Source organism: Parvibaculum sedimenti, from assembly GCF_009184905.1.
Classification (GTDB): Bacteria; Pseudomonadota; Alphaproteobacteria; order Parvibaculales; family Parvibaculaceae; genus Parvibaculum; species Parvibaculum sedimenti.
This window is the reverse complement of record NZ_WESC01000006.1, coordinates 132,307-155,864: the sequence shown is the minus strand read 5'-3', so window position 1 is coordinate 155,864 and position 23,558 is coordinate 132,307. Positions and strand designations below refer to the sequence as shown.

At 62.6% G+C, this 23,558-nt stretch carries 19 protein-coding genes; 7 read left to right on the top strand and 12 right to left on the bottom strand.

Going from position 1 to position 23,558, the window contains the following annotated elements:
* Nucleotides 1–60 precede the first annotated feature (60 nt).
* A complete protein-coding gene (gene rnd / locus F2P47_RS08220) occupies nt 61–1,224 on the top strand; it encodes a ribonuclease D (RefSeq protein WP_152215869.1) in 1,164 nt (387 codons plus the stop codon).
* Here the strand turns inward: rnd and F2P47_RS08215 are convergent.
* The 7 genes from F2P47_RS08215 to F2P47_RS08185 all read right to left on the bottom strand — a co-directional run bounded on the left by F2P47_RS08215 (nt 1,190) and on the right by F2P47_RS08185 (nt 10,623).
* Nucleotides 1,190–2,422, bottom strand: coding sequence for an acyltransferase family protein (locus tag F2P47_RS08215; RefSeq protein ID WP_152215868.1), 1,233 nt, complete (start codon nt 2,420–2,422; stop codon nt 1,190–1,192). The two genes, rnd and F2P47_RS08215, sit on opposite strands and share 35 nt — an antisense overlap.
* 224 nt (nt 2,423–2,646) lie before the next feature.
* A complete protein-coding gene (locus F2P47_RS08210) occupies nt 2,647–3,591 on the bottom strand; it encodes a diguanylate cyclase domain-containing protein (protein ID WP_185681015.1) in 945 nt (314 codons plus the stop codon).
* A 202-nt stretch (nt 3,592–3,793) separates the two neighbouring features.
* Nucleotides 3,794–5,296: a Ppx/GppA family phosphatase gene (locus F2P47_RS08205; RefSeq protein WP_185681014.1), complete on the bottom strand. Its 1,503-nt coding sequence runs from the start codon at nt 5,294–5,296 to the stop codon at nt 3,794–3,796.
* Between the two features lie 36 nt (nt 5,297–5,332).
* Entirely contained in the window at nt 5,333–7,627 is a 2,295-nt protein-coding gene (locus F2P47_RS08200) for an RNA degradosome polyphosphate kinase (protein ID WP_152215865.1), read from the bottom strand.
* A gap of 67 nt (nt 7,628–7,694) precedes the next feature.
* A complete protein-coding gene (locus F2P47_RS08195) occupies nt 7,695–8,399 on the bottom strand; it encodes an HdaA/DnaA family protein (RefSeq protein WP_152215864.1) in 705 nt (234 codons plus the stop codon).
* Nucleotides 8,400–9,509 (bottom strand): AI-2E family transporter, encoded by a 1,110-nt coding sequence (locus tag F2P47_RS08190; RefSeq protein WP_152215863.1) that lies wholly within the window; start codon nt 9,507–9,509, stop codon nt 8,400–8,402.
* Between the two features lie 25 nt (nt 9,510–9,534).
* Entirely contained in the window at nt 9,535–10,623 is a 1,089-nt protein-coding gene (locus tag F2P47_RS08185) for a DUF2066 domain-containing protein (RefSeq protein ID WP_152215862.1), read from the bottom strand.
* Nucleotides 10,624–10,824: 201 nt separating this feature from the next.
* On the opposite strand from F2P47_RS08185, the gene purM reads away from it, so the two are divergent.
* Both purM and purN read left to right on the top strand, forming a co-directional pair.
* Nucleotides 10,825–11,922, top strand: a complete 1,098-nt coding sequence (gene purM, locus F2P47_RS08180) for a phosphoribosylformylglycinamidine cyclo-ligase (RefSeq protein WP_152215861.1) — start codon at nt 10,825–10,827, stop codon at nt 11,920–11,922.
* On the top strand, nt 11,919–12,566 hold the full coding sequence (gene purN, locus F2P47_RS08175) for a phosphoribosylglycinamide formyltransferase (RefSeq protein WP_152215860.1): 648 nt from the start codon (nt 11,919–11,921) through the stop codon (nt 12,564–12,566). The genes purM and purN overlap by 4 nt, the downstream gene beginning before the upstream one ends.
* Nucleotides 12,567–12,676: 110 nt before the next feature.
* Here the strand turns inward: purN and ndk are convergent, their stop codons facing one another.
* Nucleotides 12,677–13,099, bottom strand: a complete 423-nt coding sequence (ndk, locus tag F2P47_RS08170; RefSeq protein WP_152215859.1) for a nucleoside-diphosphate kinase — start codon at nt 13,097–13,099, stop codon at nt 12,677–12,679.
* Nucleotides 13,100–13,192: 93 nt separating this feature from the next.
* On the opposite strand from ndk, the gene F2P47_RS08165 reads away from it, so the two are divergent.
* Entirely contained in the window at nt 13,193–15,088 is a 1,896-nt protein-coding gene (locus F2P47_RS08165; RefSeq protein WP_152215858.1) for an ABC-F family ATP-binding cassette domain-containing protein, read from the top strand.
* Nucleotides 15,089–15,195: 107 nt separating this feature from the next.
* On the opposite strand, the gene F2P47_RS08160 is transcribed toward F2P47_RS08165, so the two are convergent.
* From F2P47_RS08160 to F2P47_RS08145, 4 genes are all read right to left on the bottom strand, one after another.
* Nucleotides 15,196–15,486: a GIY-YIG nuclease family protein gene (locus tag F2P47_RS08160; RefSeq protein WP_152215857.1), complete on the bottom strand. Its 291-nt coding sequence runs from the start codon at nt 15,484–15,486 to the stop codon at nt 15,196–15,198.
* A 120-nt stretch (nt 15,487–15,606) separates the two neighbouring features.
* A complete protein-coding gene (locus F2P47_RS08155) occupies nt 15,607–16,521 on the bottom strand; it encodes an MBL fold metallo-hydrolase (protein ID WP_152215856.1) in 915 nt (304 codons plus the stop codon).
* A gap of 116 nt (nt 16,522–16,637) precedes the next feature.
* A complete protein-coding gene (locus F2P47_RS08150; protein ID WP_152215855.1) occupies nt 16,638–17,087 on the bottom strand; it encodes a DNA polymerase III subunit chi in 450 nt (149 codons plus the stop codon).
* Complete coding sequence (locus F2P47_RS08145) at nt 17,084–18,577, bottom strand: leucyl aminopeptidase (protein WP_152215854.1); 1,494 nt, start codon at nt 18,575–18,577, stop codon at nt 17,084–17,086. The genes F2P47_RS08150 and F2P47_RS08145 overlap by 4 nt, the downstream gene beginning before the upstream one ends.
* A gap of 270 nt (nt 18,578–18,847) precedes the next feature.
* Between F2P47_RS08145 and lptF the strand changes: the two genes are divergently transcribed.
* The 3 genes from lptF to F2P47_RS08130 all read left to right on the top strand — a co-directional run bounded on the left by lptF (nt 18,848) and on the right by F2P47_RS08130 (nt 23,535).
* Nucleotides 18,848–20,011, top strand: a complete 1,164-nt coding sequence (gene lptF, locus F2P47_RS08140; RefSeq protein WP_152215853.1) for an LPS export ABC transporter permease LptF — start codon at nt 18,848–18,850, stop codon at nt 20,009–20,011.
* A 4-nt stretch (nt 20,012–20,015) separates the two neighbouring features.
* Complete coding sequence (lptG, locus tag F2P47_RS08135; RefSeq protein WP_152215852.1) at nt 20,016–21,110, top strand: LPS export ABC transporter permease LptG; 1,095 nt, start codon at nt 20,016–20,018, stop codon at nt 21,108–21,110.
* A gap of 217 nt (nt 21,111–21,327) precedes the next feature.
* The gene (locus tag F2P47_RS08130; protein WP_185681013.1) at nt 21,328–23,535 is read left to right on the top strand and encodes an LPS-assembly protein LptD; all 2,208 of its coding nucleotides are present in this window, start codon (nt 21,328–21,330) and stop codon (nt 23,533–23,535) included.
* The last annotated feature ends 23 nt before the right edge of the window (nt 23,536–23,558 follow it).

The following is a 23,558-nucleotide window of genomic DNA, read 5'->3' as shown; positions in this document are numbered from 1 at the left end:
GCCCCTATTCCGATTTCGCGTCGAGACAGCGACTGTTTGAATCGGCTATAGAGGCTCTCCATGAACACCATTAAAGATACCGAAACCCTGGCGGCCGTCTGCGCTCGCCTCTCCACCGTCGGCTACGTGACGGTCGACACGGAATTCATGCGCGACTCGACCTTCTGGTCGAAGCTCTGCCTGATCCAGCTCGCCGGTCCCGATGACGATTTCATCATCGACCCGCTGGCGCCGGGCCTCGACCTTGCGCCCTTTTACGAGCTGATGCGCAACAAGCAGGTCGTGAAGGTCTTCCATGCCGCGCGGCAGGACATCGAAATCTTCTGGCATGAAGCCGAGACGATCCCCGACCCGCTCTTCGACACCCAGGTCGCGGCCATGGTCTGCGGCTTCGGCGACTCTGTGGGCTACGAGACGCTGGTGAAGCGCCTCACCGGCGGCAGCGTGGACAAGTCCTCCCGCTTCACCGACTGGGCGCGCCGCCCCCTTTCCGACAAACAGCTTCAATATGCGTCGGGCGACGTCACGCATCTGCGCAAGATCTACGAGGTTCTCGCCCGCCGCCTGACCCAGACGGGCCGCGCCCGCTGGGTGGCCGAGGAAATGGCGATCCTTCAGGATCCCGAGACCTACACGACCCGCCCCGAAGATGCCTGGAAGCGGCTCAAGGTGCGCTTCAAGGGCAGCAAGGGCCTTGCCGTGCTGGTGGAGGTCGCCGCCTGGCGCGAGCGTCAGGCGCAGGATCGGGACCTGCCCCGCTCCCGCGTTCTGAAAGACGACGCACTGGCCGAGATCGCGACACAGATTCCCCGCTCGCTCGAAGAGCTGGACCGGCTCCGCGCCGTGCCCAAGGGCCTGTCGAACAACCGCTCCGCCGCCGCCCTGATGGAAGCGATCGAGCGCGGTCTCAACATGCCGGAAGATCAGATCCCCGTGGTGAAGGATGCCGAGCCGCTGCCGCCAGGTATCGGGCCGCTGGTCGAGTTGCTGAAGGTGCTGCTCGCCATGCGCTGCGAGGAGCACGAAGTCGCCCAGAAGCTCATCGCCAAGGTCTCCGACCTCGAGCACATCGCCGCTCATGATGAAGCCGACGTCCCGGCTCTCAAGGGCTGGCGCCGCGAAGTCTTCGGTGCCGACGCACTGCGCCTCAAGCGCGGCGAACTCGCCATCGGCGCCAAGGGCAAACGCATCATCCTGATCGAGCCGGGGAAGAGCGCGAAATAGCCTCGCCCTTAGCGGCACGCTGCTGCCACAGGCGACGTCCTAATGCCATCATAGGCTTCTCGTACATCACAAAGGAGATGTACGAGACAGCCACAGTCAACCCGCTCAACCCGACAAACAGAACGGGCGGCGCGAGAAACGCAGCGTCGTGTTTAACGAAGACAGATTCAGCGACGGGCACCAGGCGTTTGCCCAAGACCCGAAATATCGGCATGTGCCAGACATAGAGCCCGTAGGAAATGCGCCCCAAAAATAGTGGCACGCTACGTGTGAGGAGCCAATCGAGCGGCTTCAATCCCGTTAGAATTGCAATGAGCAGCGTGGCAAAAACAAGATCGAGCACCGAGTAAAGCCATATCTCCGCATAGTGCCCATAGATGTTGACCCCGAAAGCGCCGCGGAGTCCGCCAAACCACGGAACAGCCAACAGAATGTAACATCCGAGGGCCGCAGTCGAAGCGAACGTGAGATACATCAAGCCACGGCTTGAAGCCCGAATGCGTGCCTCAAAAACGGCTACGAGTGCGCCGGCAGCAAAAGCGTCGAAATGTCCAAAAGAAAACTGATAAACGGCGTTACCGGCGCCTCTCGACATTTCATCGCTCGCCCCCCCCAAATCAGATGGCGCGCCTCCATACAACATGCTGACCAGAAGTCGAATGCAGGGTGATAAAATCAGTACAAAGATCAATGCCCTTGGCAATCGGCCAATTCCAAGCCCGATCAGAAGCACAGGATAAAAGAAATAGAATTGCTCCTCAATGCTCAGGCTCCAGAAATGCGAGAAAAATGAGGATGGAAGATAGGAGTCACTGATGCGGTAGAAATTGTAAGTGAATGTGAGCAAGTATGGAATATGCTCCGCATACGCCAAGCCGTTTCGTGAAAGAGCTATCTGACCGGGCTGATACCTAATGACAAAAAAGCAGGTCAGCGAGAAAAGCGCCACCGCAGCAAGGTAGAGAGGAAGAATGCGAAATGCCCGCTTCATGTAGAAATGCGCGAGCCTTTCTCTTACGCCAAGCCCTGCGTGACCGTCTGCCAAAAGCGATCTGGTAATTACAAATCCGGAAATGACAAAGAAAAGCCAGACGCCAATCCAGCCAGCACTGAACAAATTGGCGTGGAACAGCACGACACCAAATATTGCCAAAAACCGGAGCCCATCGACCCCCGGCACAAACGATGCGCCCGACATCAGCACTCACCTGCGGCTTATGAAGCTTTGTTTCAGGCTAGGCCGCAGATTTAACTAACGCAATGAGCAAAAACAAAATCGTCAGCCTGCGTTATACGCCCGCGCTGGATGCCGCCAGGCGGCTTTCTACCGCCCCACCCGCATCTCGCCCTTGCGGTCCACCGCGCGGGCAAACGCATCATCCTGATCGAGCCGGGGAAGAGCGGGCGCTGACGCCTCGCGCCCTACTTCGTTCCCGCGCGCTCAAGCGAGGGATCCCATATGACCGTCCGATTCCGCCCCCGCGCCTTGGCCGCATAGACGGCAAGGTCGGCGCGTTCGATGGAATCCATCACCGGCACATCGGGATCGAGTATGGCGATGCCGAATGACGCGCTGATGAAGAACGGCGCATAGCCGGGGCTGATAATTTCGATCTTCTCCAGCTCGCTTCGAATCCGCTCGATCATCCGCCGGACAGAAATCATATCCGTATGAGGGGCATAGAGCAGAAACTCCTCGCCCCCGTAACGAAAAAGCCGGTCAAACGGCCTCGTATTGCGCATGACATGATGCGCGAAAGTCGCCAGAGCCTGGTCGCCGATCGAATGACCGTATGTGTCGTTAACGTCCTTGAACTTGTCGATATCCATCATGACGATGGCGCAAGTCTCAAGCTTGCGCTTGACCAGTTCGTGTTGCTCCCGAAGCTTGGTGAGCATGCCGACCCTGGTGCTTGCGCCCGTCAGCTCGTCGACATTGTATATTTCATCTTCAAGCTCGCGCTTGAGCGTCTCGATCTGAAGGCGCAGTCGTTTCAGCTCATGCGTGAACTGCTCATAATCCGCCATCGGAATTTCCTGGCGGGAGGCCGAAAGCCCCAGCAGATGGGCGGCCCGTCGATGCACCTCGCGATGCGCCTCTTCCAGCTCTGTGAAATTTGGATTGGTCCGAACGACGCGCGTGTTCTCGTTGTAATACCATTGCCCGAGGCGGCATTCGCGGTGTGCGTTGGGGCTTAGATCCCGTTCATCGGGGCGCAGATGACAGATCAGCGTGATGTTGAGAGCATCGGTCCATTGCACGTGATTGAATAACGCTTGCTCGAGCACCGAGATGGCATCCCGGATCTCGCCATGCGAAATCGGCTCCTCGCGCTCCGTCGCGGCTGGACTCTTTTTCTTCGGCACGCCCCCCTCCATCGGGATATACGGCAACGCACGCGAAAACCCGGCGCCCGCGACGCCACGATGAGGTGAGGCCCGGGACAGCGCCGGAACCGGAACATAGTCCTCACTATGCGGCCTTTCGGACGGCATGAAAACCCTTAGAGGCAACAAACATACCGGGCAAGGCTATCCGGACTTCAATATTCGCCCTTTCGGGCAAAGCCTACCGCCCCACCCGCATCTCGCCCTTACGATCCACCGCGCGGGCAAGCGCCGCAAGACGGCGCTGCACGACTTCGCCGAGCAGCGGCTCGTAGCGACGAGGCACAACAAGCGTAACCGTGCTCTTCGTGACCTCGAGCTTCGTCTTGGGCAGCATGCCCGTCGTCGCCGCGCAAAGCGTGAAGGCAAGCCGGAGCGCGAGCCCCAGCACCATGGCGCGGTAATTTTCCGTCTCGGTCAGAATGCCCGCGAGATTGCCGATAAGTTCCGGCTCGCCCCTGCCCTCATGCCGGTGATAGCCGACCCGCGCGAGGAAAAGCCGCCCGGAGTGATCGACGCCCGAAAACGGTGCGAGCAAAATCTGCGTCAGCGAATGATGCGCCCTGTAGTCGGGGTGCACATACCAGCCGATATCGGCAAGGATGCAGGCGGCATGGCGCAACCGCGCCTGTTCCGTCGTTTCGCCCAGCACCTCGTCACGGAAAAGCGGCGCCGTCCAGGGCGTCAGCTCGTCTCCATGTTCTGGAAAGCGCGACAGCAGCTTTGCCATATCGCGGCAGCCCTCGATCAGCGGATCCTTCGCCTGCGTGCGCTTGTCCAGCCGGTCAAAAAGAATGCCCTCGCGAAGCCCATAGGCCGAAACCACGACCTCCTTCGCCTTCATCGCGGCAATGACGCGCTCCAGCACCAGCGCGCCGAAGGGCAGCGTGTCGATACGGCGCTCGGAAATGTCGGGGATCTGCGCGAGCGTCTTCGGCCCTAGCTTCTCGATAAGCTTGGCAAGGTCCGCCGCGTCGCGCGCCGGGATCACATATTGGTGGAGCACATGAATCGGATAGTGCCGCTGCGCCATATGAATGCGCGCGAGATTCCGCCAGGCGCCGCCCACGACATAGAGCCGCTTGCCCTGATTCTCCCTGAGAACGTCGAGCCCCTTCAGCGCCTTGTCGACAATGGCTTCCGCCGCGACCAGATTGTTCTTCGACTGGTCGATGATGCGCAAAGGCCCGATCGGCAGCGTCGAGCCGACGCCGAGCCGCTTGCCGCCCGACACGCCGACCAGTTCGAGACTCGCGCCGCCGAGATCGCCCACGACGCCATCCGCATCCGGAATGCCCGACAGTACGCCCTGCGCCGAAAGCCGCGCTTCCTCAACACCGGAAACGAGTTCGATCTTGAAGCCGCATATCTTTTCGACGCGGGCTATGAACTCGGGCCCGTCGGTCGCATCGCGCACAGCCGCCGTAGCTGCAACGATCAGCGTCTTGATACCGATCTGTTCGCGCAGCGCGATGAAGCGCCGGATTGCGTCGAGCGCGCGCTCGATGCCCTTCGGGTCGAGCTTGCCGGTGCTCGAAAGCGTGCGGCCAAGACCACACAGCACCTTTTCATTGAAAACGAGCACGGGACTGCGCGCGGCCGCCGCATAAACGACGAGACGCACGGAATTGGAACCGAGATCGACAATGCCGAACCGGCCGGTCGACTTCCTGCCGCCGTTCAAGATAACCCCACAGCTATTTGGCCTCTGAAGGGGAAACTAATGCTTGTCCGGCCCGCCGTCACCACTATTGACGGCAAAAGTCGGAGGAAGATCGCCGCGCAGGGATTTCCCGCGGCCCGAAAGGCTCGCATTGTTCATGAAATAGGCGTGCGCATTGAAGGGTTCGCCCCCTTCAGGCACGGTAATGCGCTCATATGACCCATCCGCCCTCAACTCCCAGCTCTGCTGATTGTCCCTCAGATTCGCAACCATGATCTGGTCGAGAACCTGGTCGTGGACGGTCGGATTGAGAATCGGGACCAGAACCTCGACCCGGCGGTCGAGGTTGCGCGGCATCCAGTCGGCCGAGGAAATATAGACCTTGGCCTTGTCGGAGGGCAGCCCGTGGCCCTTGCCGAAGCAGATGATGCGCGAATGTTCGAGGAAGCGGCCCACAATGCTCTTGACACGGATGTTTTCCGAAAGCCCCGGCACGCCCGGACGCAGGCAGCAGATGCCGCGAATGACGAGGTCGATCTTCACGCCCGCGCAGCTCGCCTCATAAAGCGCGTCGATAATCTCGGGATCGACCAGCGAGTTGAGCTTGACCCAGATCGCGCCGAGCCGCCCGGCCTTCGCGTGCTCCATCTCGTCACGAATATGGCCAAGAAGCCGCGCGCGCAGGTTGATCGGCGAAACCGCGAGCAGGTTCAGGTGCTTCGGCTCCGCATAGCCAGTGATGAAATTGAATATCTGCGAGACGTCCGCCGCCAGCAGCGGGTCGCAGGTGAACATGGAAAGATCGGTATAGATCTTCGCCGTCACCGGATGGTAGTTGCCCGTCCCGAAATGAACATAAGAGCGCAGCGCGCCCGCCTCGCGGCGCACCACAAGCGACAGTTTCGCATGCGTCTTCAGCTCGATGAAGCCGAAGACGACCTGCACGCCTGCGCGTTCGAGGTTCCGTGCCCAGACGATATTTGCCGCCTCGTCGAAACGCGCCTTGAGTTCCACGAGCGCCGTCACCGACTTGCCCGCTTCCGCCGCCTCGATCAGCGCCTGCACGATGGGGCTGTCTTTCGAAGTGCGATAAAGCGTCTGCTTGATCGCGACGACATCCGGGTCCGCCGCCGCCTGCCGCAGGAACTGCACCACCACGTCGAATGACTCATAGGGATGGTGGACGATGATGTCCTTCGAGCGGATGGCGGCAAGACAATCGCCGCCATGATCGCGAATGCGCTCCGGGAAGCGCGCATCATAGGGTGGGAATTTGAGATCGGGCCGGTCGTCGACGATGAGCTGGTTCGTCTGCGCCAGGCCGAGCAAACCGTCGACCCTGACGAGTTCTTTCTCCGTGACGCCGAGTTCGCTCACCACGACATCGCGCAGCTTCGCGGGCGTGGAGGCCTGAATCTTCAGCCGGATGACGCTGCCGCGGCGACGGCGCTTCAGCGCTGACTCGAAGTAGCGCACCAGATCTTCGGCTTCTTCCTCGATTTCGATATCGCTGTCGCGCAGCAGGCGGAAGGCGCCCTGCCCGATCACCTTGTAGCCGGGGAAAAGCCTGTCGAGGAAAAGGCCGATCATGTCTTCGAGCGTGACGAAATGGATCTGCCCCTGTGCCTCGCCCGTTTCACGGCCCGGCAAGCGGATGAAGCGCTCCACCTGCGTCGGGATGGGCAGCAGCGCATCCATGAGCTTGCCATCCGTCTCGCGTTGAAGCCTGAGCGCCAGCGCGAAGCCGAGATTGGGAATGAAGGGGAACGGATGCGCCGGGTCGATGGCGAGCGGCGTCAGCACCGGGAAGACCTGTTCGAGAAACCGGTTCTCGAGCCAGGCAAACTCCTCCTCCGTCACCTCATGCGGCGCGAGCACGAAGATGCCCGCGACCTCGCGCATTTCCTTGCTGATCAGCGACCACTGCCGCTGCTGCTCCTGCATCAGCTTGTTCGCCGCCTCGTTGACGAGGTCGAGCTGCTGCGCCGCGGTCAGCCCATCCTGGCTCAGCGTCTCGACGCCAGCACGCACCTGCCCGCGCAGACCCGCCACGCGGACCATGTAGAACTCGTCGAGGTTCGAGGCCGAGATCGAAAGGAAGCGCAGCCGCTCCAGCATCGGGTGGTTGGTGTTCGCTGTCTCTTCCAGCACGCGCATGTTGAAGGCGAGCCAGGAAAGTTCGCGATTGATGAAGCGTTCCGGTGGGCTGAGATCAACCGGCAGCGTCGCCCGCGGCTCCGCCAGCACCTCCGAAGCTGCAGCGTCGCTCGCCGTCGTACTCAGCGGCGGCAGCGGCGTCACGCTTGTCGGCTTGTTATCGTCGGTCGCTGCAGGGCGCGGCGTCGTTGTCATGGGGCGCTCGGTGCTATGGCTGGAAAAGCCTTTTCTCTCCGAAGATTACGTCAAACATATGACTGTGTCATGAATTGCCGGTCCAGGACCGCGCCGCTAAGGCAAGGCCCATGGACCGCAGCACCTCGGCGGCCAGCGGTACCGAAATCGGCCGCTTGCCCGAAAGCGACGCCCGGTCCAGCGCGTCGACGACATCCCGCGCCACCGCAATGGAGCGTTCGATGCGCGACGCGAGATAGGCGATGAGCGGTTCGGCTACGCGCAACTGGCGGTCGTCGAAAAGCTTCACCAAAACGCCCGCGAGCAGCGCGTCGTCGGGCGCGCCGAGTTCGGCATGGGGCAGCGCCCTGAGACGCGAGGCAAGATCGGGAAGCCGCGTCGGTAGCCGTGCCGGCGCCTCCCGTCCGGTGAGCAGCAGGAAGCCCCCCTCCTCCTTGGCAAGATTCAGCAGGTGAAAGAGCGCCCGCTCGCCCGCGTCCGGAAGCGTACCGATATCCTCGACAATGACGGCATGCGCCGCGATGAGCCCCGGCAGATCGGCAGTCGCAAGATCGCCCGCGTCGATCCGCGCTGCGCCGCTCGCCGCCCGCCAGACTTCGGCGAGGTGCGTCTTGCCGCTCCCCGAAGGGCCGGACAAAGCGATGCCATGCGATGGCCAGTTGGGCCACGCATCGACCAGCGCTACCGCCGCTTCGTTCGATGGCGCGACGAGGAAATCCTCGCGGCCCAGAGCCGTGCGATGGCCGAGTTCAAAGGCAAGTTGGCGCGGCATCTAATCCTCGGTGGGCGCATCGCCCGCCGGATTGATACCGACGACGGGATGCGGCGCATCGCCCCAATAAAGCTTGCTCCGCTCGTACTGCGCGACGCTGAAACGCGCCAGCACACCGATGGCCGCCGCAACCGGCAATGCGAGTAGCGCGCCAACAAAGCCGAACAGCGCACCGAAGGCAAACAAGGCGAACATCACCCAGAGTGGGTGAAGTCGCATCTTCCTGCCCACCACTCTTGGCTGCAGGAAATTTCCTTCGATGAACTGGCCGAGAACGAAAATGCCGACGACGAGGCCGATCGACATGTAATCCGGCCAGAACTGGAAGAAGGCGAGTGACACCGAGACGACGAAGCCCGTGATGGTGCCGAGATAGGGAATGAAGCTCAGAATGCCCGTCATGATGCCGACGACGAGGCCGAAGGTGAGCCCTGCCGCCGAAAGCCCCAGCGCATAAAAGGTGCCGAGGAAAAGACACACCAGCCCCTGCCCGCGCAGAAACCCCGCCAGCACTCCGTCCATCTCGCGCGCAAGGCCGCGGATCGTTTCGGCATGTTCGCGCGGAAGAAGCTCGTCGATGCGGGCGACCATGCGGTCCCAGTCGAGCAGCATGTAGAAGGTTACGACCGGCGTCACCACGACGAGCGAGATGAACTGGACAAGCGCCACGCCCTGCGAGCCGATCGAGGGCAGCAAGCTTAGCGCCCATGAGAGGCCGCCGCTCGCCACTTCGCGCACGGCCTTCTGCACGTCGGAATTGTTGCCGAGCACTCGCGCGAGCTTGCCATGGCTGATCTCGTTGAGCGCACTGCGCGCACCGCTCACAATATTTGGCAGCACGTCGATGAAGGCCACCGTCTGCTGATAGAGCAGAGGCAGGAAAAGGATCGCGACCGCCGCGACGATGAACGTAAAGATGATCGAAATGATGATCGTCGCGGCCATACGCGACAGGCCTTTTGCTTCGAGCTTGTCCGCAAAGGGGTCGAGGAAGTAGGAGATCGCGAGGCCCGCCACGAAGGGCAGCAGAATGCCCTTCAGCAGCCACAACATCAGCGCCGAAACGATAATGCCGCCGACCCATATGGCCGTCTGGCGCTGTAAGCTCATGAAAACCTCTCTGTCTCGGCCGTATCTATTTCAAATGGAGGGACCAGCCGTCCGCGTCCTGCGCAAGCGCGACGTTCGACTGGGCGAGCGACAACACAAGCGTGTCCGGCATACCGCGATATCTGATGTCCACCTCCGCGCCATTGGCCGCGATGCCCTCGATCTGCATGCTTTCCACAAGCGGCGTATTGCCAACAGCCTTGCGGATCGCCTCCCACTGGTCGAGCGTCGAGTAGAAGACCGAGGCCGTGAGCTGCGCTTGCTCGCCTGCGCGCACCACTGTCTCGCGCTTCCAGGGCTCGCCCAGCGCCAGCAGCATCGACGATGCGGCGCTTTTGGCCATGATCATGAAGGCATCGCCATTCTGCGCCGCGCCCGCTGCCTGAAAGGTGGCATGGATCGGCGTGCCGGGCCCCGATGGGTCATATCGCGTCACCGTCACATCGAGCTTGGTGCCCGCCGCGTCGGTCACGCCATGCGCGACCACCACCGAGTCCGCGCCATACCGTGCAGCAAGCGCCGCCAGTGCCGCCTTATCGCCGGCCACGGCCTGCGCGCCGGTCACAGTGGTGAATTCCTGAACGTCGCCCATGGGCATGACGAGCGGCGTCATCGCATCCGCAATGTCCACAGCCGCCCAGGCGTCGCGCCAGGGGTTCTGGTCTTCCCAGAGAATGCGCGCACCCCCCTTGTCGAGAACGGCGAGCAGCACGGCAGGCTTCGCCTGCGTCTCCCCGTAGGGAATGTTCCGCGCTCGCAGCATGCGGCGCACGGTTTCCGGCTGGAAGCTCACATTGAGGTCGGCGATATAGCGCGTGGAGCTCGTCTTTTCGCTCGCCACGGCGAAGCCCCGCACGGCGTCAGACGCGGTCCGCCCGTCCACCTGCGGCAGCGAAGGCCAGTCTTCAGGCAGCGTCAGCCGCTTCAGCAAATCGGCCAGAGCGAGGCTCTGGGCCTCGCCTTGCGCGATGGTGCGGGCCTCGGCCGAGCTTTTGGCCGTTTGGTCCACATGAACGCCCTTCACGGTGTAGAGATCGGCGGCCCTGGCGGGCGCGCCCGCGAAAAGCGCCACTGCAATGCTCGCCGCCATCGCCAGCCCGAAAGCCGTTCTCATCGCCTAGCCCCTTGATTCAAAACAGATTTATCACGCAGATCGCCGCCAGCTCGCGTCGCAGACTATAGTATCGCATGGCGCGCGCGAAGCGGAGATAGGCGCTTTTTCGCCGCTGCCCTTTTTGTTGTCACATCCCTTGCTTATGGGGGCGTTTTCGGGTGTTTTGTGCCCCATAGATTCCCCCGAACGGACCCGCTCGCAATGTCTCAAAGCTCCGACAAGGACCGCCCGAACAGCTACACCTATGCGCAGGCGGGCGTAGACATCGACGCGGGCAACGCCCTCGTCCGCGCCATTGCGCCTTTGGCGAAGTCCACGCGCCGCCCCGGCGCCGACGCGGAGCTTGGCGGCTTCGGCGGGCTTTTCGACCTCAAGGCCACCGGCATGAAGGACCCCGTCCTCGTCGCGGCCAATGACGGCGTCGGTACGAAGCTCAAGGTTGCCATCGAGGCAGGCATCCACAACACGGTCGGCATCGACCTCGTCGCCATGTCGGTGAACGATCTCGTCGTGCAGGGCGCGGAGCCGCTCTTCTTCCTCGACTATTTCGCCACCGGCAAGCTCAACGTCGAAGAGGCAACCGCCGTCGTCTCCGGCATCGCCGAAGGTTGCCGCCAGGCCAATTGTGCCCTGATCGGCGGCGAGACGGCGGAAATGCCGGGCATGTATGCGGCGGGCGATTACGACCTCGCGGGCTTCTCGGTCGGCGCCGTCGAGCGCGACCAGATCCTGCCACGCCGCGACGTCGGCGCGGGCGACGCCCTCATCGGCCTCGGCTCCACGGGCTTCCATTCCAACGGCTATTCGCTCGTCCGCCGCATCATCGCGGATCATGGACTGAGCTATGACGCGCCCTTCCCCCATGTCGAAGACGGCAGCGTCACCATCGGCGAGGCGCTGCTCGCGCCGACGCGCATCTATGTCCGCAGCGTGCTCCGCGCCATCCGCGAAACCGGCGCCGTGAAGGCGCTCGCGCACATCACCGGCGGCGGCTTCGTCGAGAACATTCCCCGCGTTCTGCCCGACGGCATTGTTGCGGAAATCGACGGTTCGTCCTGGCGCATGCTCGACGTCTTCCGCTGGATCATGAAGCTCGGCGGCATCGCGGAAGCCGAGATGGGCCGCACATTCAACTGCGGCATCGGCATGGTCGTCGTCGTCGCCGAAGAACATGCGGTCGAAGTGGCGCGCATCCTCGCGGAAGCGGGCGAGACCGTCTATCGCATCGGCCATCTGCGCGAGCGCCATGGCGACGAACCCCGCGTCGAGATCAAGGGCGCGCTCGGTAGCCTTGCATGAAGGTCGGCGTCCTCATCTCCGGCCGAGGCTCCAACCTCCGCTCGCTCATTGCCGCGACGAGGGAGCCGGGCTTTCCCGCCGAAATCGTCATCGTCATTTCGAACAAGCCCGACGCGCCGGGCCTCGAAGTCGCCCGCGCCGCGGGCATCCCGACCCAGGTGGTGAACCACAAGGACTATCCGACCCGCGAAGCCTTCGACGCGGAGCTCGACGCGGCGCTCCGCCGCGCGGGCATCGAGCTCATTTGCAGCGCCGGTTTCATGCGCATTCTGTCCGATGGGTTCGTGGAAAGCTGGCGCGACCGGCAGCTCAACATCCACCCCTCGCTCCTCCCCGCCTTCAAGGGCCTGCGTGTCCACGAGCGCGTCCTCGAAGCCGGCTGCCGCATCACCGGCTGCACGGTGCATTTCGTCCGCGCCGCCATGGATGAAGGCCCCATCGTCGCGCAGGTCGCCGTGCCCGTGCTCGAAGGCGACACGCCGGACATGCTTGCCGACCGCGTGCTCGAAGCCGAACACAAGCTCTATCCGCTGGCTCTGAAGCTCGTCGCCTCCGGTCGCGCCCGCGTCGTCAATGAGCGCGTTGAAATCTCGGGCGGCAGCGGCGCGATGCAGGCGCCCCTCTTCGTGCCGCCCGTTTCCTGATCCGGCTCCAGCCGCTCCTGTTTCGCCGCGACAAAGCCTCCGCAGCGGTCCAAAACGCAGAAAGCCCCGCCGTTGCCGGCGGGGCTTTCCATATCCAGCGTCGGGCTGAATTAGCCGACGATCTCGATACCGGCGAAGAAATAGGCGATTTCCTGCGCGGCGGTTTCCGGCGCATCGGAGCCGTGGACCGAGTTCGCTTCGATCGACTCGGCGAAATCCTTGCGGATCGTGCCTTCCGCGGCGTTGGCCGGGTTGGTCGCGCCCATGATTTCGCGGTTCTTGGCGATGGCGTTCTCGCCTTCGAGGACCTGCAGGACCACGGGGCCCGAGATCATGAAGCTCACGAGATCGTTGAAGAAGGGGCGCTCGCGGTGAACGGCATAGAAGCCTTCCGCCTGGGCCTTGGAGAGCCAGACGCGCTTCGAGGCGACGACGCGGAGGCCGGCGCTTTCGAACCGGTCGACGATCTTGCCGGTGAGGTTCCGGCGCGTCGCGTCCGGCTTAATGATCGAGAAGGTCCGTTCGAGGGCCATGCTCAGAGTTCCTAAAAATAAGGGTCAGGGATTTGGCGCGGGTTATAGCCGGGCTTAATGACTACGGCAACCTTCCGTGCTAAAGAGCCGCCCATGCTTCACATAAACGACCTGACTTTCCGCATGGAGGGGCGCCTCCTTCTCGATCATGTCACCGCGGCTGTGCCCCCGGGGCAGCGGGTGGGCTTTGTCGGCCGCAATGGCACCGGCAAATCCACCCTGCTCAAGATCATTACCGGCGAATACCAGACCGAAACGGGCGGCATCAGCTACCCGAAGAACTGGCGCGTCGGCATGGTCCGCCAGGAGGTTCTGGCCGGGCCGACCACGCTGCTCGATACGGTGCTCGCCGCCGATACCGAGCGCGCCGCCCTGCTGGACGAGGCCGAACACGCCTCCGACCCGCACCGTATCGCCGAAATTCATACGCGTCTGGCCGACATGGGCGCTCATGCCGCACCCTCCCGCGCCGCCGCGATCCTCGCCGGCCTCGGCTTCGACGAGGCGGCGCAGGCCCGCCCCTGCTCCGATTTCTCGGGCGGCTGGCGCATGCGCGTCGCGCTGGCGGCCGTGCTCTTTTCCGAGCCCGACCTCCTGCTGCTCGACGAACCGACCAACTATCTCGACCTCGAAGGCACGATCTGGCTCGAGGACTATCTGCGCTCCTATCCCTATACGGTCCTCATCGTCAGCCATGACCGCGACCTGCTGAACAATGTCGCCCAGGGCATCCTGCATCTCGAGCACAAGAAGCTCACCTACTACGCCGGCAATTACGACCGCTTCGACCGCACGCGTCGCGAAAAGCTGATGCTGCAGATGTCGATGAAGAAGAAGCAGGAAGACGCGCGCCGCCACATGGAGGAATTCGTCGAGCGCTTCAAGGCGAAGGCCTCGAAGGCCCGTCAGGCGCAGAGCCGCATGAAGGCGCTGGCCAAGATGGAGCCCATCGCCGACATTCTGAGCGAGCGCGTGATGCCGTTCCGTTTCCCCGCGCCGGAGAAGCCGCTCGCCTCGCCCATCATCCGCCTCGAACATGCGAGCGTGGGCTATGCCGCCGACAAGCCCGTACTGAAGGATCTCGACCTTCGCATCGACCATGACGACCGCATCGCGCTTCTCGGCGCGAACGGCAACGGCAAGTCGACCTTCGCCAAGCTCCTCTGCGACCGTCTGCAGGTCACGGGCGGCCATAAATACGACTCGAAAAAACTCCGCATCGCTTACTTCGCGCAGCACCAGCTCGACGAACTCAACATGGGCGAAACGCCCTATGAGCATTTCCGCGAGCTGATGCCGACGGCGACGCAGGCGCAGGTCCGCGCGACCGCTGGCTCCTATGGCTTCGGCGCTGACAAGGCGGACACGAAAGTCGAGAAGCTTTCAGGCGGCGAAAAGGCACGTCTGCTCTTCGCAGTGCAGACCTACAACAAGCCGCACCTCATCATCCTCGATGAACCGACGAACCATCTGGACGTCGATAGCCGCGAAGCGCTGGTCATGGCGATCAACGACTATGACGGCGCCTTCATCCTCATCAGCCATGACCGCCATCTGGTCGAGACTTGCGCCGACCGGCTCTGGCTCGTCGCTGACGGCACGGTGAAGCCCTATGACGGCGATCTCGACGATTACCGTAAATGGCTGCTCGATCCTGCGCGGCGCATCAAGCCGCTGACGGCAGAGGAACAGGCGGAAGCGGAAGCCCGCCCCGCCCCGCGCCCCCAGATCGACAAGAAAGAAGCCCGCCGCATCGCCGCGCAAAAGCGCGAGCAATTCGCGCCGCTGAAGAAAAAGGCGCAGGCCGCCGAAAAGGAAGTCGAACGCCTTCAGGCCGAAGTGGCGAAGCACGACGCCGACCTCGCCGCGAAGCCCGAAGAAGCCGCCCGCATCGCCAAGCTCCGCGCCGACACGCTCAAGGCGCTCGCCAAGGCCGAGGAAGACTGGCTCCATGCCTCTGCGGCTTACGACGAGGCGATGGCCGACTAGAGAGAAGATGGATCCCGGATCAAGTCCGGGATGACGGGCATTTTTTACTTCGACAAAACAACAAACGTCATGCCGGACTTGATCCGGCATCCATCTTGCGGCGTCCGTCAGGACTGAAGCGTCTCGTACAAATCATCCCATCCCGGATTGACGGACAAGATCAACTCAACCTTCCATTCGCGCGGCCAGTTCTTGATCTTCTTTTCGCGATCAATTGCCGCCTCGATTTCTTCATGCCTTTCCATGAACACGAGATGCTTCAAGCCGTAGCGTTTCGTGAATCCGTCGATCAGGCCCTCGCGGTGCTCATGTGCCCGCCGCCCGATATCCGCTGTCACCCCGACATAGATCGTCCCGCGTGGCTTGTTGGTCATGATGTAAACCCACCCGCCTTTCATCGATGCCCCCTGAAAAAGATGGATGCCGGATCGAGTCCGGCATGACGCTTGCGGGCATTCTGAGCCCCCTCAACAACACCCGTCACCCCGGCCTCGAGCCGGGGTCCACCTTCAAACCCCTCAGAACCCCGCCTTGATCACACCCGCCTTCTCCAGCGCCGCAACGGCAACGCCGTCATGCCCCGGCACGATGTTGAGTTTCGGCTCGGCCTCATGCAGCCGCTTGAGCGCGGTGAGCTCCGCGAAAACGGCCTCCCGGTCTTCCTTCAGCATGAACTGCGTTACCAGTCGCGCGCGCTCACGCACCAGGTCAATATTGCGGAACTGCCAAGCGACATCGCCGATGAACAGCACTTCCGTGCCGTCCGCCTTCTGCACATAGACCATCTGGCTGCCCGGCGAATGGCCCGGCGACTTGATGAGCACGACGCCCGGCGCGATCGCCACATAATGGTCGTAGACATGCGGCTTGTACCCGTCGAGCGTCCCGGCGGGAAAAGCAGCGGGTACGGAGCGTTCCGGATGATCGACCTGCTCCTGCGTCAACTTCGTCGAGGGCAGGATGTGCTTCACATCCGGATGTTCGGTGAGCCCGCCGATATGATCCATATGTTCGTGCGTTATGACGATCAGCGAAGCCTTGTCGAGCGCCGCGCTCATGCGGTCATAGGCGGCCTTGTCGAAGGAAGCGAGGTTCGACCCGCCAAGCTTGTCGTCAAGCGCCGTGTCGATGATCGCGGTCGCGCCGCCGGGAAAGACGACCCGGTAGGAAAAGACCGGCATCTCGACCTTCCTCCAGCCGTCGCCGGCGACGACAGCCGTCATCGGAAAGGAAAAGGCTGCGACCTTCTCCGCGTCGATTTCCACGGCCTTGTCTCCGGGCTGCGCATCGGCGAGGCGGCGGATTTCCTCCATGTCGAGCGCGAAATATCCGTCTGCGGGCGCATGGCTTTCGACCACGAACCAGTAATAGCCTCCGCCGCCGATCAGGATAAATGCGCCCAGAACGCCCAGCGCGATACGCTTCCACCCCATCGAAACCTCCCCCTCCTCGCCGGCTCCATTGCCGGTCCCGGACGATATGGGGTGGATCGTGGGCGGATCAATCGTGAAAATTTACTGGCGGCTATGCGAAATTTAATCCCCGCCCCTCAGGCCTTCTTTTCCCAGCGGCCGGAATCGCTCTGCTGCCAATAGGTCGCGTCGTGCCCCTCGGCCTTCAGCCGTTTCCAGTTTTCGCGCGCGCGGCCCAGCGCTTCCTCGTCGCGCCCGTCGAACATCAGCACGCAGCGCTCATAGCCCGAGATGTCATCCGGCTCCGCTCCGTCCACGAGGAAGATCACCTGCGCGCCATTCGGATTTTCATCCTCTGTGGTCATGAAGATCGGCTGCGCCTCCGCAGGCCCGTCTTCCTTCGTGCCATGCGGCAGGAAACTGTCCTCGCGATAGGTCCAGAGCGCATTCACCAGCGCGTCGAGCCGCTCGGCATTTCCCACCTTCACCACGCAGCGCCATGGCCGCGCCAGCGAGCGCTCGAGCAGTTGCGGCAACACCTGCTCGAGCGGCGCGTTCTGAAGGTGATAGAAGAGAACTTCCGTCATGCCTCGTAATAATCTTCAACGAGGCGGTTGAGGATGCGCACGCCCCAGCCCGAACCCCAGCTCTGATTGATCGAGGTCGGCGGCGAGGCCATGGCCGTTCCCGCGACATCGAGATGCGCCCAGGGCACATCATTGACAAAGCGCTTGATGAACTGCGCGGCACTGATCGAACCGCCGTCGCGCCCGCCCGTGTTCTTCATGTCAGCCTTGCGGGACTCGATCATCTTGTCATAGGCCGGGCCCATCGGCATGCGCCAGACCTTCTCGCCCTCGGCCTCGCCTGCCTCAATGAGCTGCGACGCGAGCTTGTCGTCGCTGGCGAAAAGCCCCGCATATTCCTTGCCGAGCGCCACCATGATCGCGCCGGTCAGCGTCGCGAGATCGACCATGAATTTCGGCTTGAAGCGCTTCTGCGTGTACCAGAGCGCATCGGCCAGAACGAGGCGGCCTTCCGCGTCCGTGTTGATGACTTCGATCGTCTGCCCCGACATCGAGGTCACGATGTCGCCGGGTCGCTGCGCATTGCCGTCGGGCATGTTCTCGACGAGGCCGAGAACGCCGATCGCATTGACCTTCGCCTTGCGCGCCGCGAGCGTATAGAGGAGACCGGCCACGGCAGCCGCGCCGCCCATGTCGCCCTTCATGTCTTCCATGCCCGCTGCGGGCTTGATCGAAATGCCGCCAGTATCGAAGCAGACGCCCTTGCCGACGAAGGCAACGGGCTTCTCCGTGGTCTTCCCACCGTTCCAGCGCATGATGACGAGTTGGCTGTCCTGCACACTGCCCTGACCGACGCCGAGCAGCGAACCCATGCCGAGCTTTCGCATCTGCGCTTCGCCGAGCACCTCGATCTTGAGACCGAGCCTGGAGAGTCCGCGAACGCGCTTGGCAAATTCAACGGGCGTCAACACATTCGCGGGCTCGTTGACGAGATCGCGCGCGAAATAGATCGCCTCTGTCATCTTGGCGAGCGGCGCATAGGCCTTGCGAGCCGCGGCCGCGGCCTTCGTCATGATGGTAAGGCTCTTCAGCGCGGCATCGGCAGCGTCCTTGTCCTTGGCGCGGGTCTTGTACTTGTCGAACTTGTAGCTGCGAAGCGCCGCGCCGAAAGCGACGCGGGCTGCCGCCTCGCCCGGCTCGATCTTCGCCGAATGGGCGCCGTCGACGACAATGGCCACTGCCTCCTTCGTCTTGCCGATGCGGCCATGCAGATCGCCGCCCGCATGTTCGAGAATCGTGGTCGTGAGTTCCGCCCGCTTGCCGATGCCGATGAGAATGGTCCGGTGAGCAGTAATGCCGGCCAGCGCGACGAGCTCGAGAATGCTGCCCGACTTGCCAGTGAAGCTGGATGCCTTGATCGCCCGCTTGATCGCCCCGTCGGCCTTCCGGTCGAGATCGGCGGCAAAGCCCGAAAGAACGCTGTCCTCGCACACAAGCAGCGCAAGAACGCCGGGCTTCGTCAGCGAAACATCGGCAAAGGAGATATTCATGAAGTTAACCTTTCCAGCTCTCAAGGCAGGCCCGCGCGGGGGGCAAAGCGAATCGATGGTTCGGCCGCATACGCCGTCGCCCCTCGCCAGCGCCCGAAAGGGGCTAGCGTCAGGGGCATTCCGGCGTCCGGCTTTTCCGGTCGGACAAAATGGGATAACCATTCATCTCGGCCAAGCGCGTATCCTAGCGGAAACCCTTGGGAGGAAAAGCAATTCGTCGATCCCCGGATCGCCCGCCTGCCCATAAACAAGCCCTGAAAGCCGGGACGGATGCCCTTAGCACTGACGAGATATATCTTCTGGCAGTCCGCCGGGCCCTTCGCCATCGCGACCTTCGTGTTGTCGGGCATCATCTGGCTGACTCAGGCGCTGAAGATGCTCGACGTGCTCATCACTCAGGGCCAGACCGTCGCCGCCTTCTTCGAGTTGAGCTTGCTCGCTCTGCCGACGGCGGTGAACACCATTCTGCCGATCGCGCTTTTCGTCGCCCTCATCTATGCGCTGAACAAGCTGATCACCGACAGCGAACTCGTGGTCATGTTTTCAGCCGGCGTCAGCCGCTGGACGGTAGCCGTTCCCGTGATGATGCTGACCGCCATCACCATCGCCGTCGTCGTTGTGCTCAATCTCTGGCTGATGCCGGCAGGCATGCGCACGCTTCGCGTCAAGCTCTTCGAAATTCGCGGCGACGTGGCAACCTCGCTCATTCGCGAAGGCGCTTTCACCAATCCGGTGTCGGGGCTCACCGTTTATGTCCGCTCGCGCACGCCCGAAGGCGGCATTCGCGGCATTCTGGTGCATGACGGGCGCAATCCCGACGAGCCAGTCACCTACATGGCAGAAACCGGCGAGATGGTCCGAACGCCGGAAGGCCCTCGCCTCGTCATGTATAACGGCAATATCGAGCGCGTCACCCGCACGGCGACCAAGACCGAAAGCCCTGTCACGCTGCTCTATTTCGACAAATACACCTACGACCTGTCGCAATATTCCTCGACCGAACAGATATCTCCGTGGGAAGTGCGCGAACGCTATCTGAACGAATTGTTCAATCCCGCCAGCAACGACCTTTATGGACAGCGCATGAGGGCGAGGCTCCGCGCCGAGGGGCACGACCGCATCGTGGCAGCACTCTATCCCATCATGTTCGCCTGCATTGCGCTGGCGGCGCTCTTGCCTGCCCCGTTCAACCGGCGCGGCTATGCGCTGCGAATCGGCGTGGCCGCGCTTGCCGCCATTGTTGCCCGCGTGATCGGCTTCGGCCTCATCAACGCGGCGGTCAACCAGCCGCTCTTCATTCCGGTCATCTATCTGATGCCGCTGCTGGTCTGCGCCGCCTCATGCGCCCTGATCGCCGGCTTCCGCTTCGAACGCTTCCGGCGCGGCGTCGAGACGTGGATGGGCCGCCTTCCGCTGAACGGCGGAGGGGCATGAGGGCATGAACATCTCCTGGACCCTGTCGCGCTATCTCGGCCGCCAATTCTTCGCCACGGTGATGATCACCTTCGCGGTCGTGCTCTGCCTCATCTACATGATCAGCATCGTCGAACTGATGCGGAAAGCGGCTGAGCACAGCGAAATCACCTTCGGCACCATCGCCTCAATGGCCCTTCTCAACCTGCCGACGCTCGGCTCCACCACGTTACCCTTCGCGGTGCTCTTCGGCGGCATGGCGTCCTTCCTGCGCCTGACGCGCAATCACGAGCTTGTCGTCGCTCGAGCGGCCGGCGTTTCCGCCTGGCAGTTTCTTGCGCCTGCGCTCGCAGTCGCGCTGACCATCGGCGTCGTGGTCATCACCGTCTACAATCCGATCGCCTCCGCCATGTCGGCGCGCTACACCCAGCTCGAGGCGACATATCTGCGCGGCAGGCCGAGCCTCATCGCGGTTTCCTCGAACGGGCTGTGGCTCCGCCAGGCGGACGCCAGCGGCCAGTCGGTGGTGCATGCGCTCCGCACCAGCGAGCGTGGGCTGCGGCTCGAAGACGTCATCATCTTTCTCTACGGTCAGGGCGACAACTTCACCGGCCGTATCGATGCCCGCAGCGCCGTGCTGGAAGACGGCTACTGGGACATGAAGGACGCCTGGGTCACTCACATCACGGACCAGCCCAAGCATTACGACACATATCGCCAGCCGACGACGCTGACGCTGACCCAGGTGCAGGAGAGCTTCGCGGACCCGGAAACGATTTCCTTCTGGGATCTGCCGCACTTCATCGACATGGCCGAAGCCGCCGGATTTTCCGCCCAGCGCTATCGGCTGCACCTTTATGACATCCTCTCGACGCCGGTCCTGCTCTGCACCATGGTCTTCCTGGGGGCCGTCTTTTCGCTTCGCGCCTCGCGACTTGGGGGCCTCTTCCAGCTCGTGATCGGGGGCGTTTTCTCAGGTTTCCTGCTCTATTTCCTGAGCGATCTTTCGCTCGCCCTCGGCCTTTCAGGGGTTCTTCCGCCCTTCCTGGCGGCCTGGGCCCCGGTTATCGTTGCCTTGCTTTTGGGGGTTGCGGTTCTCTTTCACCTCGAAGACGGTTAAACAACAAGCGAATCCAAGGTTGCAGGGGGTCATTTTGAGTGGATCGAGGATGGGGTCGGCCGGCCGACGGTCCGTGGCGTTTGCCGCGGTAGCCGCGCTGTGGGCGCTTGCTGGCTGGCCAATCGCCGCCTCCGCCCAGGACGCCCCCGCCGGCGAGCGCAAGTCGATCGCCCTGGACAACGGCGCAAAACCTTTCCCCGAATCGGGAGAGGTCCTCATGCAGTCCGACGATCTCAGCTATGACCGCGACGCCCAGATCGTGACCGCCACGGGTCATGTCGAAATCGCCTATGGCCAGCGCGTCCTGATGGCCGACAAGGTCACCTACAATCAGAAGACCGGCGTGGTGACCGCCGACGGCCATGTCTCCCTGCTTGAACCTCAGGGCGACGTCGTCTTTGCCGATCACGTCGTGCTGCGCAACGAGATGAAGGATGGCGTCATCCAGACGCTGCAGGTTCTCCTCACCGATAAATCGCGCCTTGCGGGCAGCGATGCCGTGCGCACCAACGGCGACGTGACCACGGTTCATCGCGGTGTCTACAGTCCTTGCGAAATCTGCGAAAAGCAGGGCCAGCACACGCCCGTCTGGCAGATCAAGGCGTTCCGCGTCGTACACAACAAGACGGAACATCGGATCATCTACGAAGACGCCTACATGGAAATGTTCGGCGTCCCGGTTTTCTACATCCCCTTCTTCTCGCATCCAGATCCGACGGTGAAGCGCAAGTCGGGCTTCCTGACGCCGAGCATCGCAAGCTCGACCGATCTCGGACAGGAAATCACGCTCCCCTATTACTGGGCGATCGCGCCGAACCTCGACGTGACGCTGGCGCCGCGCTTCACGACGAAGGAAGGCATCGTCTATCAGGGCGAGTTCCGCCATCGCCTTGAGTCAGGTTCCTACCAGTTCTACGCAACGGGCACCTGGCCGGACACACGCACGGCCGGTACGCCCGGCGACTCCGTCTTCCGTGGCAGCCTGTTCGGCAATGGCGAGTTCAACCTCGCCCCGAAATGGAGCTGGGGCTTCCAGACGGAACTGGTCACCGATAACACCTATCTGCGCAAATACGGCCTGTCCGACGCGACCGACCTCACGACCAATGTTCACCTGAACAATGTCGACGGACGCGACAGCTTCTCGGCCAACGCCTACTACTTCCGCAACCTCCTCGCCGGAACCAATCGCGACTACACACCCTGGGTCGCACCGACCGTCGATTACGACAAATATCTCGGCGATCTGCTCGGGATCGGGCGCCTGAAGTTCACAAGCAACGCGATGATGCTCGGCACACCGGCTGGCCTCGACTCGCGCCGCCTCTCGGCCGCTTTCGATTGGGACAAGCCCTACACATCGCGTGGCGGTCAGGTTTATCGCATCTTCGCGAACCTGCGCGCCGATGCCTATTCGACGGACAAGGCGCCCGACCCGGCCGCGCCGGGCACATTCTTCGGCCAGGAAACGATCATCCGCGCCCTGCCCACCGTCGGCGCGGAAGTGAGCTACCCCTTCGTGCGGCCAGACCCGGGCCTGAAGCAGGTCATCGAACCCATCGTGCAGGTGGTCTACGCGCCGAACATCGGGAACAATGAACGCATTCCGAACATGGATTCGATCAACGTCGAATTCGACGATACGAACCTGTTCTCGGAAAACCGCTTCCCCGGCCTCGACCGCTGGGAAACGGGCGGACGGGCCAATGTCGGCTTGCGCTATTCGATCTATGGCGCGGGCGGCGGACAGGCCAGCGTCCTTCTCGGCCAGAGCTATCGCCTGAAGGAGGACAAGAGCTTCTCCGACGCGACGGGCCTGCGCAATGAGGTTTCCGACTATGTGGGCGCAATCCAGATTGCACCGAACGACAATCTCGTCGCGGTCCACCGCTTCCGCATCAACCAGAACGACTTCAAATTCAGCCGCAACGAATTCGACGTGCTGGCCCGCACCGGCCCGCTGACGACCTCGCTCGGCTACGCTTATTTCGCCGCCGATCAGGCCGTGACCACGGCCACCGGCGCTCGTGAAGAGCTCTCCCTCGGCACGACACTGAAACTCAGCCGCTACTGGAGGCTTTTCGGCAGCACCGTGCAGGACCTTGCCAATAGCGGCTCGATCTCGAACCAGATCGGCATCGGCTATCAGGACGACTGCTTCGGTCTCGCATTTGGCTTCTACCAGTCGAACATCAGCTATCAGGACATCCAGAGGTCGAACACTTTCCTCCTCCAGATCACCTTCAAGAACCTTGGCTCCACGGGCGTCGGCAGCCAGTCGACCCTGTCCACGCGGACAGATTCAATGGGCATTGTTAACCCCGGGACCACGCTCTTCGGCGATCCCGATACATCCCTCTTTGGCGACCCGGCCGGCGTCATGATCAACGACAGCCGCCGCCCGGGCATCGGCTCCAACAGGTAAACTCAGCCCGAGGCGCGAAACCG

What these genes read in the sequence shown, in the direction of transcription:
- rnd (WP_152215869.1), top strand. Translation starts at nt 61, where the DNA reads ATGAACACCATTAAAGATACCGAAACCCTGGCGGCCGTCTGCGCTCGC.
- F2P47_RS08215 (WP_152215868.1), bottom strand. Translation starts at nt 2,422, where the DNA reads ATGTCGGGCGCATCGTTTGTGCCGGGGGTCGATGGGCTCCGGTTTTTG.
- F2P47_RS08200 (WP_152215865.1), bottom strand. Translation starts at nt 7,627, where the DNA reads ATGACAACGACGCCGCGCCCTGCAGCGACCGACGATAACAAGCCGACA.
- F2P47_RS08195 (WP_152215864.1), bottom strand. Translation starts at nt 8,399, where the DNA reads ATGCCGCGCCAACTTGCCTTTGAACTCGGCCATCGCACGGCTCTGGGC.
- F2P47_RS08190 (WP_152215863.1), bottom strand. Translation starts at nt 9,509, where the DNA reads ATGAGCTTACAGCGCCAGACGGCCATATGGGTCGGCGGCATTATCGTT.
- F2P47_RS08185 (WP_152215862.1), bottom strand. Translation starts at nt 10,623, where the DNA reads ATGAGAACGGCTTTCGGGCTGGCGATGGCGGCGAGCATTGCAGTGGCG.
- purM (WP_152215861.1), top strand. Translation starts at nt 10,825, where the DNA reads ATGTCTCAAAGCTCCGACAAGGACCGCCCGAACAGCTACACCTATGCG.
- purN (WP_152215860.1), top strand. Translation starts at nt 11,919, where the DNA reads ATGAAGGTCGGCGTCCTCATCTCCGGCCGAGGCTCCAACCTCCGCTCG.
- ndk (WP_152215859.1), bottom strand. Translation starts at nt 13,099, where the DNA reads ATGGCCCTCGAACGGACCTTCTCGATCATTAAGCCGGACGCGACGCGC.
- F2P47_RS08165 (WP_152215858.1), top strand. Translation starts at nt 13,193, where the DNA reads ATGCTTCACATAAACGACCTGACTTTCCGCATGGAGGGGCGCCTCCTT.
- F2P47_RS08160 (WP_152215857.1), bottom strand. Translation starts at nt 15,486, where the DNA reads ATGAAAGGCGGGTGGGTTTACATCATGACCAACAAGCCACGCGGGACG.
- F2P47_RS08155 (WP_152215856.1), bottom strand. Translation starts at nt 16,521, where the DNA reads ATGGGGTGGAAGCGTATCGCGCTGGGCGTTCTGGGCGCATTTATCCTG.
- F2P47_RS08150 (WP_152215855.1), bottom strand. Translation starts at nt 17,087, where the DNA reads ATGACGGAAGTTCTCTTCTATCACCTTCAGAACGCGCCGCTCGAGCAG.
- F2P47_RS08145 (WP_152215854.1), bottom strand. Translation starts at nt 18,577, where the DNA reads ATGAATATCTCCTTTGCCGATGTTTCGCTGACGAAGCCCGGCGTTCTT.
- lptF (WP_152215853.1), top strand. Translation starts at nt 18,848, where the DNA reads ATGCCCTTAGCACTGACGAGATATATCTTCTGGCAGTCCGCCGGGCCC.
- lptG (WP_152215852.1), top strand. Translation starts at nt 20,016, where the DNA reads ATGAACATCTCCTGGACCCTGTCGCGCTATCTCGGCCGCCAATTCTTC.
- F2P47_RS08130 (WP_185681013.1), top strand. Translation starts at nt 21,328, where the DNA reads ATGCAGTCCGACGATCTCAGCTATGACCGCGACGCCCAGATCGTGACC.